This is a genomic window from Candidatus Pelagibacter sp. (genome assembly GCF_052046145.1).
GTDB lineage: Bacteria > Pseudomonadota > Alphaproteobacteria > Pelagibacterales > Pelagibacteraceae > Pelagibacter.
On record NZ_JBNGZR010000001.1, the window covers coordinates 818484 to 832399 of the forward strand.

A 13916-nucleotide genomic window follows, 5' to 3' on the forward strand; every position below is an offset into this window, starting at 1 on the left:
GTTTTTTAAAAAAAATTTGTATAGTGTAACTATAAACTTATGAATAAATTTTTAAAAGAATTTAAAGATAGAGGTTTTTTCTATCAATGCACAAGTGAAGATGAACTATCTAAACAATTAGATGAAGAAAAGATAAAAGGTTACATAGGTTTTGATTGTACAGCTGAAAGCTTACATGTGGGTAGCTTATTGCAAATAATGTGTTTACGACTACTTCAAAAAAATGGACATCGACCAATAGTTTTACTTGGTGGAGGAACTACAAGAATTGGTGATCCATCTGGTAAAGATAAAACTAGAAAAATATTAAGTGAAGATGAGATTGAAAAAAATATTAAAAATATCAAAAATATTTTAAAAAAATTTTTAGATAATGATGATCAGAATACAAGGCCAATATTTGTAAACAATTATACTTGGCTTAAAGATTTAAATTATATTTCATTTTTGAGAGATATCGGAAAACATTTTACGATAAATAGAATGCTAACATTTGATAGTGTAAAGCTCAGATTAGATAGAGAACAATCTCTAAGCTATATGGAATTTAATTATATGATTTTACAAGCATATGATTTTCTTGAATTAAATAAGAAAGAAAATTGTGTCTTACAAATCGGAGGCTCAGATCAATGGGGAAACATTGTTAATGGTGTTGAACTAATTAAAAGATATTCTAATAATCAAACCTTTGGTTTAACAACTCCATTAATTACACTAGCAACTGGTGCTAAAATGGGAAAAACTGAAAGTGGGGCTATTTGGTTAGATGAAAAATACTTATCAGCTTATGATTATTGGCAATTTTGGAGAAATGTAGATGATAGAGATGTAATTAAATTTTTAAAAATGTTTACTGAAATCGAAATTGAGGAAATAGAAACAATTAAAGATAAAGATATAAATGAATTAAAAATACTACTTGCTAATAAAACCACTGAAATGTTACATGGAAAGAAAGCAGCAAAAAATTCTGAGCAAGCAGCAAAAGAAGCTTTCTCCGGAAACACTCTGGGTTCGAACTTACCTAAAGTTAATATTCAATTAAATAAAATAGAAAAAAAAATAAATATAGTAGACCTTGTTTTATTATCTAAACTAGAAAACTCAAAAAGCGAAATCAGAAGACTTATAAAAGGGAACGCGGTAAAAATAAATGACGATGTTATTTCAGACGAAAAATTTGAAATCAATAAAAATTTATTTAAAGATAATTATATTAAACTTTCCCTTGGAAAAAAGAGACATATTAAAATAGAATTAAATTAATTTTTTATTTTCTCTAAAGTTCTAGTAATAAACCTTGGTGTTAAAGTTTTTATAGGATTTACAGTAGTTTCTAAATTTTTAGGAGGGCCTTTAATTTTAAAGCTAACACCAAAAACACCATCACCTACTTTCTTTCCAATCAATAGATCTCCAAGTAAAGGGATTGAAGCAATAGATCTGTTAATTGTTGTAGCTGGAACTAAGGTTCCTCTTAAACTGATTAATTTATCCTCCTCAATGTATCCTTCTAATAAAATAGATATTGCTGGCCCAATTGCGTATAACTCTTGAATTTTCATGAGTTTATTTTGATTGGTAAAATTCATTTCAAAATCTGTAAATCTAATCCCCTCTCCTGTAAGTAAGTCCGCTATTCCCTGAAGAGATGCAAGAGCCAACAACTTGGCTAACGCTGGAATTTCTTTAACTTTAAAATTATCAATTACTAATTTAGAAGTTGAAAATCCATCTTTTTTCAAAGAGTAAAAGTCTAAATATCCTTCTCTGTCATCTTTAAATCCTTTAATGAATTTATATCTATCTACTAGGGGTTTTGCCTTCGATGAGAAAAGAGTGGTAATTTTTTCACCTTGATTATTTGTTTTAATTGTAAATTTTATATTTTGTGAATTATTATAAAAGGCTAATATATCTGCTTCTTCAACTTTATTATTAACAATTTTAATCTTTCCAAATAAATTCTTAACAAAGTATATTTTATCTAAGTAAACTTCGTCAAAATTTAAGTCCATATTTATGTTATTTTCAAAAAGATTTTTTTCTTTTTTTACATCAGCATCTAGTAAATTCGAAATTAAAGAATTTGCATTAAATGAAGTTCCATCAATCAAATAATTTTGGCCTTTTATTTGTTTTATATTGTAATTATTTTTTACATTTTCTGTATCTAAATAATTAAAATTTGCCTGCTCAATTTTTATTATTTGATTAGATCCGTTGAGAGATAAATTCTTAATTTTAATATTATTATTTTCTTCATTAATAATAAATTTATTTATATTAAGATTTTTATTATTTTTTAGTTCTCCATTAATTTGAAGATTCATTTTACTTTTATCTTTTTTTTCATAATTAATATTATCAATTTGAAATTTTGTATTTTTTACTTTTAAATTAGAATTAAAACTTATTTTATTTTCTTTTTTCTCAATAAAATAATCAATTTCTTCAAAATTTTTATCGATTTTAAATTTTCCAGAACCTGAAAGAGTTAGGTTGTTATTTTTTAAATTAATTTTTAATTTCTGATTATTAAAATTAATTTTTTTATTATTTTCAGGGAAGAAAATTTTTAAAAAATCTTGCTGCTCTAAAACTATATTTTTTAAAAATAATTCTGAATCTATACTTAAATCCTTATCTTTTTTATTTATAAAATATTTAATTTTATCTACTTCTCTAGTATCTAAAAGAATTTGTCCCTCACCCTTAATTGATAAATTTTTGTCCTTATAATTTAAATTTAATTTATGATTATCTAATAAAATTAGATCATTTACTTCTGGAAAATATTTATTAATTATTTTTGGATTTTTATATTTTAACTGAGTAATATTTATATCAGAATTTAAAATAATATTTTTAACTTTGAATTTTTCATTTATTTCAAAAGAAAATTCATTATTTGTTTTAAATTTAGCATCATCAACTATTATATTTTCAAAACTTAAATTTAATAATTTTAATATATTTGAATTTAAACTTGATTGATTGTTTTCAACAATAGCATCAATTAAAAAGCTACTTTTTCTCTTTTTAATGTTAATTTTTTTTGAAATAAAATTTACTTCTTCTGCTTTAAAATTTATTTCATCAAACCGATAATTATCTTTTTGAAAATTGAAATTAAAATTTATATTTTTAAAATTACCCCTGTTTAAAAAATTAATACTTGCGTCTTTTATCAAGCCTTCAATGATATAATCATTTTTAAGTTTACCATTTTCATCAATATTCAAACTCAGATCTATAATTACATGACCTTTTTTTACAATTTTTTCTAATATAAATAATTCTGGTTTATTATTTGTGGTTCTAATAAATTTAATTAAATCATTTAATAATATAGACTTTGTTGTTACCTCTATATTTGAAGATGAAATCTCATTTTTAATCAAAGAACTGATTGAAACTTGAGTTTTAATGCTTTCTAAAGCTAAGGGTCTTTTTGCATAATATACTGTAGTGCCAACTGTTTTTACGTAAATTTTTAGTTTAAAAGGATCTAGAATTAATTTAATTTTTTTTAAATCTATATCTATATTTTTATTTATAAGTGAAATTCTTTTTTTAATTTGATTGTTAAATTTATCTGTCTCTATACCAACAGTACTAAGGTAAACTGTCAAAATAACTAACACTGACAGAAGTAGTGTAAAATATTTTAAAATATTATTTTTCATTTAGTTTATAAAGGGATTGTTCTAAAAATTCATCGATATCACCATCTAATACTTTATCAGGACTAGTACTTTCAAAATTAGTTCGATTGTCTTTTACAAGTCTGTAAGGTTGAAGAACATAAGATCTGATTTGATGTCCCCACCCTATTTCAGATTTAGAACTTTCTACATTTTGATTTTCTTCCTCTCTTTTTTTAATTTCATAATCATATAATCTTGCTTTCAACATATTCATGCATGTTTCTTTGTTTTTATGTTGAGACCTTTCATTTTGACATTGAACAACAATTTTTGATGGAATGTGTGTTATTCTAACTGCGCTATCAGTAGTGTTAACGTGCTGACCGCCTGCTCCACTAGAACGATAAGTATCTATTCTTAAATCTTTTTCTAAAATTTCTATATTTATATTTTCATCTACAACTGGATAAATCCAAACACTTGCAAAACTTGTATGCCTTCTTGCCCCGGAATCAAATGGAGAGATTCTAACTAGCCTATGTATTCCCGATTCTTTTTTCAACCATCCAAAAACGTAGTCACCATCTACTTTAATTGTTGCAGACTTTATACCAGCCTCGTCACCTCTATGTTCACTAATCAAACTTGATTTAAAATTTTTTTTATCAGACCATTTTAAATACATTCTTCTTAACATATCAGCCCAATCTTGACTTTCTGTGCCTCCAGCACCAGCATGTATTTCTATATAACAATTTAAAGGGTCTGCTTCATTAGATAAAAAACATTTAATTTCATTTTTTTTAACCTCACTTCTTAAGTCTTTAATATTTTGAAGAACTTCTTTTTTGACCTGTAAATTCTCCTCTTCAAACGCCAGTTGATTCAAATCATCTAAATCTTTAAGTTTTTTGACATTATTATTTAAAGAATTAGTTAAATCTTCATAAAATTTCTTTTCTTTGATTACTCTTTGAGAATTATTTTTATCTTGCCAAAAATCGGCACTTAGCATTTGTGAATTTAAAGATTGCAGTTTTGAATGGATATTGTTTTTTTCAAAGATACTCCTGTATTTTTTGATTTATCTTTTCAATCTCTTCTTTTAAATTTTGATAATTATTATCCATTAGTAAAACTTTAATATATTATTTGAATCTAATCTATCTGAATTTGAATAAAGTACTTTTCCATCAACCACATTTTCTTTTTTAAAAACCTCAATAATAGTATTCTTTGAGTTAAATTTTGCTTTTTGACCAGTTAAAGGATCAACAACCATCATCACTGTTCCTTTAGCAGCCTTAAATGGTCTTGCATCATTTTTGTTAATAGAATCACTTATAAAACTTTTGAATATTGGCAAGGCTGTTTTAGATCCTGTTTCATATTTTCCTAATGGTGTTGGATTATCTGAACCAACATAAACACCGACTAGTACATTTGAGGTAAAACCTATAAACCAAGTATCTGTGTTTTTGTTTGTTGTTCCAGTTTTACCTGCAATATTTAAATTTAAATCTTTTAGTTTTTTAGCTGTCCCTCTTTGAACAACTCCTTCTAAAATTGATGTCATTTGAAAAGCTGTTTCTGGAGAAAAAATTTGTGTATAATTATTTTTAATCTCTGGATAATCGTTGGTTAAATATGAAATTTGATCACAATTAATACATTTTCTTTTATCATTATTAAAAATAGTATTTCCCTCACTGTCCTGAATTCTATCTATCAGTATTGGTTCAACAAGTTTTCCTCCATTAACAAAAACTGAATAAGCAGATGTAAGTTTTAATAAAGTTGTTTCAGTAGATCCCAAAGATATGGATAAAAGTTCTTCTGGATTATCATAAATTTTTAATGCTTTTGAAAAATCAACTATTTTTTCTACACCAAGAGTTTGGGCTATTCTTACTGTCATCAAATTTCTAGATTTCTCCAAACCAACCCTTAAAGTTGAAGGCCCATAAAATTTTTTTCCATAATTTTCTGGTTTCCACATTTTTAAATCATCTCCTTGGTCTAACACCAGTGGTGCGTCTAGAACTAATGATGTTGGTGTAAAATTGTTCTCTAAGGCTAATGCATAAACAAATGGTTTAAAAGCTGATCCAGGCTGTCTTTTAGCTTGAGTTGCTCTGTTAAATTCGCTTTGTTTAAAACTAAAGCCACCACTTAGTGCTAAAACTCTTCCAGTAAATGGATCCATCACAACAATTCCGCCATTTACCTTTGGTAATTGTTGTAAGTTAAAAATATTTTCTTTAAGATTTTTAACATAAATAATATCTCCAGGTTTTAATAATTTATTAAATTCTTTTTTTGTCCAAGAAATACTCTGATATTCAATAACACCTTCGATATTATCTTCTGTTTCTATTTCTGCTGAAAATTTATTTATCTTTTTGACTATTGCTAATTCCCAATTAATTGAATTTTCTAATTTATACTTTTCTAAATCTTTTTTCCATTCTGAATTATAAATTTTGTTAGTAAGTGGTCCTCTCCATCCCTTTCTTTTATCGTATGCAATTAATCCATCTCTAAGTGATTTTGTAGCAATTGTTTGTAAATCTAAATCTATTGGAGTATTTATATTAAAACCTTGTTTGTAAACTTTATCATAACTCAAAGTTTCAATTACGCTCTTTCTCACATCTTCAATAAAATATTGAGCGTCTTCTAAATAAATTTTTTTATTTTTTTTTAAAATTATTTCCTCTTTTGTAAGTTTTTCATACCATTCTGAACTTAAATAATTATTATCTAACAAATTTTTTAAAACTAAATTTCTTCTAAATTTTGCTATATCTGGATCTCTATAAGGATTATATCTACTAGGTGCTTTTGGCAAAGCTGCTAATAAAGCGGCTTCTGAATAATTTAAATCTTTAATAGATTTATCAAAATATTCTAAGCTTGCTGCAGCTACTCCATATGCCCCACTTCCAAGATAAATTTGGTTTAGATAAAGTTCAAGAATTCTTTCTTTAGATAAAGCTCTCTCTATTCTAAAAGCTAGAATTGCTTCCTTAATTTTCCTATTTAAACTTACTTCATTTGTTAGTAAAAAGTTTTTTGCTACCTGTTGAGTAATTGTAGATGCTCCCTCTAACCTTTTAGATGATAAAATATTTGAAATATTATTTATTACAGCTCTAATAACACCTTTAGCATCAACGCCAGGATGTTTGAAAAAATTTTTATCTTCAGCAGATAAAAATGCATTAATTACATTTTTTGGAATTGAATTAAATGGAACAAATACTCTTTTTTCCTGTGAAAAATCTGCTACCAAATCTCCATTACTTGAGTAAACTTTACTGGAAACAGGAGGTTTATAATTTTTAAGAAATTTATAATCTGGTAAATCATTGGAATAAGTCCATAAAACACTTATTATCGAAATTGTTGATAATAGAATAAAAGACGTAATTAAAATAAAGATATTTTTAAAAAATTTATTCATTTTAATTTCATTATATCTTGGAATTTGTTAAAGATATGGCAAGAAAATTAAACAAAATTTTAAAAATTAAATTACTAATGAAATTAACATTCACAAAATTATGGAAAAAAATTTATATATCGATGCTTCGCATCCTAACGAAACTAGAGTTGTTCTTAAATCAGGTGAAAATATTGAAGATTACGAGTACGAAGGTTTAAAAAATAACTTAATTAAAAATAATATCTATTTAGGAAAAGTAAGTAGAATTGAACCATCGTTACAAGCAGCCTTTGTTGATTTTGGAAGAGAGAGGCATGGGTTTTTATCTTTTAATGACATTCAATCAGATTATTATCAGATACCAAAAGCAGATTTAGAAAGAATTAAAGAGGAGGAAGAAAAAGCTAGAGAAGAACTTTCAAGAGAAGTTGAGGCTAAAGAAGAAGAAAATATTGCTGAGGGAAAACTAGAAATTGATGATCCTATAGAAAAGATATCAGAACAACAAATAGAAGAAGATTCAAATACTAAAGAAAATATTGCTGAAAAAGAAAATTTAGATGATGGAAAAGAAAAAAAGAAAGAGCATAGATTTAAATTTAAAAGATATAAAATTCAGGAAGTAATTAAACCTAACCAGGTAATTCTTGTACAAGTTATTAAAGACGAGAGAGGTCAAAAAGGTGCAGCTTTAAGTACTTTTATTTCTATTGCTGGTAAGTACATAGTGTTAATGCCAAACACTCCTAAAGGAGGAGGTATATCAAGAAAAATATTTAATCCTGCTGATAGAAAAAAAATAAGATCAATTTTAAATGAAATTGAAATACCTAAAGAGATGGGATTAATTGTCAGAACTGCTGGAAGTAATAAAACAAAAAATGAGATAAATAGTGATTTAGAAACTTTGATTAATTCTTGGAGTCAAATAAAAGAAAATGCAATAAACTCAATTGCTCCTTCTTTAATACATCAAGAAAGTGAAATAATAAAAAGAACATTAAGAGATATGTTTGACGAAAATACCCAAAATATAATTATAGAAGGTAACGAGGGTTATAAAAAAGCTCAATCATTTATGAAATCAATGATGCCATCAAATGTCAAAAAAGTAAAAAAATATAGAGGAAAAATTCCACTATTTATTCAAGAAAATATCGAACAAAAGTTAAATCAAATTTTTGACTCTGAAATTAAGTTAAAGTCAGGAGGATATTTAGTTATTAACCCAACAGAGGCTTTGGTTTCTATTGATGTAAATTCTGGAAGTTCAATAAAAGGAAAAAATGTTGAAAGCACTGCTCTAGATACGAATATTGAAGCTGCAGAAGAAATTGCAAGACAAATAAAGATAAGAGATTTGTCTGGTTTAATCATTATTGATTTTATTGATATGCTAAGTTATGGAAATAGGAGGTTAGTAGAAAGAAAACTTAAAGAAAAATGCAGGTCAGATAGAGCTAGAATTCAAATTGGAAGAATAAGTAATTTTGGTCTTCTGGAGATGTCAAGACAAAGACTGAGGGAAAGCGCAATAAAATGGAAAGTAACATTAACAGACGAGTCTTTTGCTCAAAAACTTTTAAAAATTGTTGAGTTAAAAGCTGTAATTAACAAAGCTAAATTTGTTGAATTAAAAGTTTGTGAAAAAATTTCAGATTTCCTTAAAGAAAATTTTGTTAATGACTTAACTTATTTTGAAAAAAAAAATAAAGTGAAAATAGATATTATTAGTGACAATTCTTTAATTATACCTGAATACATTATGGATATAAAAAATAAATCAAAAAAGACGATAGAGCTAATAGAATATTATGAAAAATTAAAAAATCTAGAACCACAAAATAAAGAAGACATATTTTCAGAAAAAAAAGAAAATAAAAAAATTAAGAAAAAAAAAAAATTTAATAAAAAAAGGTATTATAAAAAGACTAAATAATTCCTTTAGATGGTGAGGATGGGTTACCCATTAAAATTTTATCTATTCTTCCAGATTTATAAGATTGTCTTCCTGCAATAACAGCATTTTTAAAAGCTAAAGCCATTTCAAATGGTTTTTTTGCCTTTGCTATAGCGGTATTAACAAGCACTCCGTCACATCCTAATTCCATTGCAATTGTAGCGTCTGAAGCTTGACCCAAACCAGCATCAATAATTAATGGAAGCTTGGTTTGTTTTCTAATTATTTGAATATTGATTTTGTTTTGTATACCTAGTCCTGATCCAATTGGTGCAGCTAGAGGCATGATAGCATCAGCACCAGAATTCTCTAAACGCTTAGCCATTAAAGGATCATCATTACAATAAACCATAATCTTAAAACCTTCTTTAGCTAGAACTTCTGTAGATTTTAAAGTTTCAATCATGTCGGGAAATAAATTCTTTTTATCTCCTAAAACTTCTAATTTAACTAACTTCCAACCACCTATTTCTCTTGCTAATCTCAAAGTTCTCAAGGCCTCTTTTGAATTAAAGCACCCAGCGGTATTGGGTAAATATGTAATTTTTTTTGGATCAATATAATCCATAAGCAAAGGCTTATTTTTATCTGAAATATTAACCCTTCTTACGGCAACTGTTACAATTTCTGCTCCAGAAAGTTTAATTGCTTTTGCGCACTCTGACATGCTTTTATATTTTCCTGTTCCAACAATTAATCTGGAATTAAATTTATTATTCGCAATAATTAGACTATCTTTTTTCAAGTTAACCGCCTCCAATAAAATGAACTATTTCAATTTTATCATTTTTATTTAATTTTATTTTATTAATTTTTTTTTTATCTATTATTTCCTCATTAAGCTCAATTGCTACTTTATTTAATGGTATTTTTAAATTTTTTAACACCATAGAAAGATTAGAATCTTGAATAATAGATTTGATTTTACCATTTATTTTAATTTTTATTTTTTTTATTTTTTTCATCGTATATAAGTGCTGAATGAATAATAAAATAATTATTATTAACGGTCCAAATCTTAATCTATTAGGAGAAAGAGAACAATCACAATATGGATCAACTTCGTATGACCAACTTAAAGAGAATTGTACTAAAAAAGCAAAAGAAATTGGTCTTGATGTTGAATTTGCTCAATCTAATATTGAAGGAGAGCTAGTTAATATTATTCAAGATGCTAGGAAAAAATTTGATGGTATGATTATAAATGCTGCTGCATTTACTCATACCTCTGTAGCCATAAGAGATGCTCTAGATTTATTCAAAAAACCAATAATTGAGCTACATTTATCTAACATTTATAAAAGAGAAGAATTTAGACATAAATCACTTATAAGTGGTGTCGTAACTGGAGGAATTTTTGGATTGGGTGATGAAGGATATATTTTGGCCATAATTTCATTACAAAACACTTTGCAAAATGAAAATAAATAAAAAAATAATTCAAGAGTTAAGTGAATATTTAAAAGAATTTAATCTTACTGAAATAGAAATAACTGAAAAAGATACAAAAATTAAAGTTTCTAAAAATAATATTTCAATAAGTAATCAACCACAAGTAATTTCACCCTCATCTCCTTCAACAAGCTCAACAACTCAAACTCAAAATATAAAATCAGGAACTGAAATTACCTCGCCAATAATTGGAACTGCCTATCACGCTCCAGAACCTGGTGCCAAAAAATTTGTTGAGATTGGAAAAAAAATTAAAAAAGGTGACACAATAATGATTGTTGAGGCAATGAAAACAATGAATCATGTACCTTCAACAGTAGATGGTATAGTAAAAGAAATTTGTGTTGAAGATGGTCAGCCAGTAGAATTTGGTCAAACTATTATTATCCTAGAATAAATAATGTTTAAAAAAATTTTAATTGCAAACCGTGGGGAAATTGCAGTTAGAATTATTAGAGCATGTAAGGAATGGGGAATTGCTACTGTAGCTGTTCATTCTGATGTAGATAGAGAAAGTATGCATGTAAGAATGGCTGATGAAAGTGTTTGTATTGGTTCTCATCAACCAGCAAATAGTTACTTAAATATTCCAGCATTAATGTCAGCAATAGAGCTTACAAATGCTGATGCTGTTCATCCTGGATATGGTTTTCTTTCTGAAAATGCAAATTTTGCAAGAATTTTAGAAGAGAACAAAATTAATTTTATTGGAGCTTCATCAAAACATATTGAAATGATGGGTGATAAAATCCAGGCAAAAAGAATAGCTAAAGAAAATGGATTGCCCGTTATAGAAGGTTCTGAAGGAGGAGTAAAAGATGTTTCTGAAGCAAAAGAACTTTGTAAAAAAATTGGTTTTCCTGTTTTAATCAAAGCCTCAGGTGGAGGTGGGGGCAAAGGTATGAAAATAGTTTATAAGGAAGAAGAATTTGAAACGTTGTTTTCAACTGCAAAATCAGAGGCACAAAAATACTTTGGTAATGATGAAGTTTATATTGAAAAATTTTTTCAAAATCCAAGACATATTGAGGTTCAGATATTAGCTGGAAAAAATAGAGCAGTTCACCTACATGAGCGAGATTGTTCGGTTCAAAGAAGGCATCAAAAATTAATTGAGGAAACACCAAGTCCAGTTTTAAATGATGAAATAAGAAAAGATTTATTTGAAAGAACAGTCAAAATGGTAGCTAAAATAGGTTATATGGGAGCTGGTACTGTTGAATTTATATATGAAGATGGGAAATTTTATTTCCTTGAAATGAATACAAGAGTTCAAGTTGAACATCCAGTAACAGAAATGGTTACAGGGATCGATATAATCAAAGAACAAATTTGGATTGCTTTTTCAGGAGAAACAGCTTTGAAACAAAGTGATATAAATCCTAGAGGACATGCAATTGAATGTAGAATAAATGCTGAAGATGCTAGCAAAAATTTCCAGCCTTCACCTGGAGTTATTACGATGTGTCATCAACCATCTGGTTTTAGAACTAGAGTTGATGGTGCAATATTTCAAGGATATAAAGTAACACCTTATTACGATAGTATGGTTTGTAAATTAATTTGTCATGGAAGAAACCGAACAGAAGCAATTCAAAGAATGAATAGATCTTTAGATGAATTTGTTATTGAAGGAATAACCACAACAATACCTTTGCACAAAAAATTACTTAATCACAAAAAGTTTATAAATTCAGATTTTAATGTAAGTTGGTTAGATAAAGACTCAATTGTTTAGTAACAGCTTACCAACCATACATCATAGACAGGGTGATCAAAAGGTTCTATTGAAGGACTAGATGAAAACATCCAGCCATTAAAGACAAAAACTTCATCATTATTTTTGCTTGTTAAGTCTCTAACTTGAATATAGGCTGTTATTTCAGGATTATCATCAAATTCAGAATTTTTACATTTAATGCTTTTTATTTCTAGATCTTTAAATTTGTTTAATTTTCCATTTTCTAATTTTAGCAAAGTATTTTTTGAACTTATTTTGTCCAAAATTTTTATATCAGTAAAAACTCCCTCTAAATTACTTTTTGAGTTTGAATTAAAAACTAAACAAAAATAAAATAAAAAAACTAAATAAATTAATTTTAAATTATTCTTTCCAACTTGAGTATTTCTTTTTAACACCATCTTTATTTTTATTTGGATAATATGCTGAGTCAGTTCCAGTTAAATTTTCTTGATGTGGTTTTTGCCATTCGTATTTTTCTAAGGTATGTTTTTTCTCAATTTTATTTGGTGTAAAATGTATCCAAGAATACCATTCAACTGGAATTTTAGATGCATCAATTGTGTTTGAATAGATAACCCATCTTTTTCCATTTTTACTCTCATAGTACTTATTACCTAGATCATCAGTGCCAACTAGTTTTCCAAAAAAAATAGTTTTTAGTCTGGTTCCAAAAGTATCTTGATTCCACCATGTGAAAATTTTTCTTAAGAGTGTCAACATAATATTTTTTTATTTATTCAATTAAAAATTGTAAAATTTAAATTAGACTAAAATATGAATATGTATATAAATTAATTGATTCATTATTCAAATTAAAATTTAAATTGAGGTCAAATGGCAAAGTATTTAGTTGAAACATATTATACCTGTACCTTTAAGGTAAATCATTATTTAGATGATATTAACGAAGCAGAGTTAAAAAATTTAGAAAAGAGAGATGATGGGAAATTCGAAGTTTTAGATGTAAAACTTGATAACAGAAAAACAAAAAGTCTGGACCCTAAAAACAATAAAGTCCTTGAAAATAACAAAGTAGAAGTAGTTACCGAAACAGATAAAAAAATCGCCATCAATAAAGAAAGCGTAATAACAAGTATAAACACAACTAACGAGAAGTCGGGTAAAAGATTTAGTATGCCTGACAGAAGAAAAGGATATATTCAAAAGGCTACTATCGGTGATCACAAAGTCTACCTTCATACTGGGGAATATGAAGATGGAAAAATTGGTGAAATATTTATTGATACCAGTAAAGAGGGCGAACTTGTTAAAGCTTTAATGAATAACTTTGCAATTGCTGTTTCTTTAGGCCTTCAATATGGTGTTCCATTGGACGAGTTTATAAGTGCATTTGTTGGAACAAAATTTGAACCATCTGGCAAAGTCCATGGTAATGATAGAATTTTAAGTGCCACATCAATCTTAGATTATATTTTCAGAGAATTAGCTATTTCATATCAAAATAGAGAAGATCTAGCTCATACTCCAGCCATTGGAGGAAATGATGGAATTAATACTGAAGATCAAAACTCCGAAGATCAAAATCAATTATTAAAAATAGTAAAGGATATAACTAGCAAAGGTTTCGTGAGAAATAATTATAAAAAAAATCTAGTTGATCTTTCGGATGTAAAAATAAGTTTAAAAGGCAAAAAATAA

The 13916-nt window shown here is 26.9% G+C and carries 13 protein-coding genes; 6 read left to right on the top strand and 7 right to left on the bottom strand.

All coding sequences use genetic code 11. The annotated features are described in order from the left end of the window. Positions 1 to 39 precede the first annotated feature (39 nt). A complete protein-coding gene (tyrS, locus tag ACTT88_RS04460; RefSeq protein WP_440908114.1) occupies positions 40 to 1269 on the top strand; it encodes a tyrosine--tRNA ligase in 1230 nt (409 codons plus the stop codon). Here the strand turns inward: tyrS and ACTT88_RS04465 are convergent. The 3 genes from ACTT88_RS04465 to ACTT88_RS04475 form a co-directional block, all read right to left on the bottom strand. After that, on the bottom strand, positions 1266 to 3692 hold the full coding sequence (locus tag ACTT88_RS04465; protein WP_440908115.1) for a hypothetical protein: 2427 nt from the start codon (positions 3690 to 3692) through the stop codon (positions 1266 to 1268). The genes tyrS and ACTT88_RS04465 overlap by 4 nt on opposite strands. Then, positions 3682 to 4783 (bottom strand): peptide chain release factor 2 gene (gene prfB / locus ACTT88_RS04470; RefSeq protein WP_440908116.1). Its coding sequence is split into 2 segments (ribosomal slippage): positions 3682 to 4713 and positions 4715 to 4783, totalling 1101 coding nucleotides; the frame shifts between segments, so codons are not numbered across the junction. The genes ACTT88_RS04465 and prfB overlap by 11 nt, the downstream gene beginning before the upstream one ends. Beyond that, the gene (locus ACTT88_RS04475; protein WP_440908117.1) at positions 4783 to 7119 is read right to left on the bottom strand and encodes a penicillin-binding protein 1A; all 2337 of its coding nucleotides are present in this window, start codon (positions 7117 to 7119) and stop codon (positions 4783 to 4785) included. Before ACTT88_RS04475 ends, prfB begins: the two co-directional genes overlap by 1 nt. A 100-nt stretch (positions 7120 to 7219) precedes the next feature. On the opposite strand from ACTT88_RS04475, the gene ACTT88_RS04480 reads away from it, so the two are divergent. Beyond that, positions 7220 to 9040, top strand: a complete 1821-nt coding sequence (locus ACTT88_RS04480) for an Rne/Rng family ribonuclease (protein WP_440908118.1) — start codon at positions 7220 to 7222, stop codon at positions 9038 to 9040. On the opposite strand, the gene ACTT88_RS04485 is transcribed toward ACTT88_RS04480, so the two are convergent. Beyond that, on the bottom strand, positions 9033 to 9806 hold the full coding sequence (locus ACTT88_RS04485) for a thiazole synthase (protein ID WP_440908119.1): 774 nt from the start codon (positions 9804 to 9806) through the stop codon (positions 9033 to 9035). The genes ACTT88_RS04480 and ACTT88_RS04485 overlap by 8 nt on opposite strands. Position 9807: 1 nt before the next feature. After that, complete coding sequence (gene thiS, locus ACTT88_RS04490; RefSeq protein WP_440908120.1) at positions 9808 to 10026, bottom strand: sulfur carrier protein ThiS; 219 nt, start codon at positions 10024 to 10026, stop codon at positions 9808 to 9810. A gap of 16 nt (positions 10027 to 10042) precedes the next feature. Between thiS and aroQ the strand changes: the two genes are divergently transcribed. Genes aroQ through accC form a run of 3 tightly spaced genes read left to right on the top strand, consistent with a single transcriptional unit; the run spans position 10043 to position 12251 of the window. After that, positions 10043 to 10492: a type II 3-dehydroquinate dehydratase gene (gene aroQ / locus ACTT88_RS04495; RefSeq protein WP_440908121.1), complete on the top strand. Its 450-nt coding sequence runs from the start codon at positions 10043 to 10045 to the stop codon at positions 10490 to 10492. Beyond that, complete coding sequence (locus ACTT88_RS04500) at positions 10479 to 10910, top strand: acetyl-CoA carboxylase biotin carboxyl carrier protein (RefSeq protein WP_440908122.1); 432 nt, start codon at positions 10479 to 10481, stop codon at positions 10908 to 10910. The genes aroQ and ACTT88_RS04500 overlap by 14 nt, the downstream gene beginning before the upstream one ends. Before the next feature lie 3 nt (positions 10911 to 10913). Beyond that, positions 10914 to 12251: an acetyl-CoA carboxylase biotin carboxylase subunit gene (gene accC / locus ACTT88_RS04505; protein WP_440908123.1), complete on the top strand. Its 1338-nt coding sequence runs from the start codon at positions 10914 to 10916 to the stop codon at positions 12249 to 12251. On the opposite strand, the gene ACTT88_RS04510 is transcribed toward accC, so the two are convergent. Further along, the gene (locus tag ACTT88_RS04510; RefSeq protein WP_440908124.1) at positions 12248 to 12655 is read right to left on the bottom strand and encodes a DUF2155 domain-containing protein; all 408 of its coding nucleotides are present in this window, start codon (positions 12653 to 12655) and stop codon (positions 12248 to 12250) included. The genes accC and ACTT88_RS04510 overlap by 4 nt on opposite strands. Then, complete coding sequence (locus ACTT88_RS04515; RefSeq protein ID WP_440908125.1) at positions 12618 to 12977, bottom strand: NADH-ubiquinone oxidoreductase subunit NDUFA12 family protein; 360 nt, start codon at positions 12975 to 12977, stop codon at positions 12618 to 12620. The genes ACTT88_RS04510 and ACTT88_RS04515 overlap by 38 nt, the downstream gene beginning before the upstream one ends. 114 nt (positions 12978 to 13091) lie before the next feature. Here ACTT88_RS04515 and ACTT88_RS04520 point away from each other — a divergent pair, with 114 nt between their 5' ends. Continuing rightward, on the top strand, positions 13092 to 13916 hold the full coding sequence (locus tag ACTT88_RS04520; RefSeq protein WP_440908126.1) for a TSCPD domain-containing protein: 825 nt from the start codon (positions 13092 to 13094) through the stop codon (positions 13914 to 13916).

Coding starts and splice junctions, on each gene's coding strand:
- ACTT88_RS04500 (WP_440908122.1), top strand. CDS start 10,479: ATGAAAATAAATAAAAAAATAATTCAAGAGTTAAGTGAATATTTAAAA.
- thiS (WP_440908120.1), bottom strand. CDS start 10,026: ATGAAAAAAATAAAAAAAATAAAAATTAAAATAAATGGTAAAATCAAA.
- accC (WP_440908123.1), top strand. CDS start 10,914: ATGTTTAAAAAAATTTTAATTGCAAACCGTGGGGAAATTGCAGTTAGA.
- ACTT88_RS04465 (WP_440908115.1), bottom strand. CDS start 3,692: ATGAAAAATAATATTTTAAAATATTTTACACTACTTCTGTCAGTGTTA.
- ACTT88_RS04510 (WP_440908124.1), bottom strand. CDS start 12,655: ATGGTGTTAAAAAGAAATACTCAAGTTGGAAAGAATAATTTAAAATTA.
- tyrS (WP_440908114.1), top strand. CDS start 40: ATGAATAAATTTTTAAAAGAATTTAAAGATAGAGGTTTTTTCTATCAA.
- ACTT88_RS04480 (WP_440908118.1), top strand. CDS start 7,220: ATGGAAAAAAATTTATATATCGATGCTTCGCATCCTAACGAAACTAGA.
- ACTT88_RS04520 (WP_440908126.1), top strand. CDS start 13,092: ATGGCAAAGTATTTAGTTGAAACATATTATACCTGTACCTTTAAGGTA.
- ACTT88_RS04515 (WP_440908125.1), bottom strand. CDS start 12,977: ATGTTGACACTCTTAAGAAAAATTTTCACATGGTGGAATCAAGATACT.
- ACTT88_RS04475 (WP_440908117.1), bottom strand. CDS start 7,119: ATGAATAAATTTTTTAAAAATATCTTTATTTTAATTACGTCTTTTATT.
- aroQ (WP_440908121.1), top strand. CDS start 10,043: ATGAATAATAAAATAATTATTATTAACGGTCCAAATCTTAATCTATTA.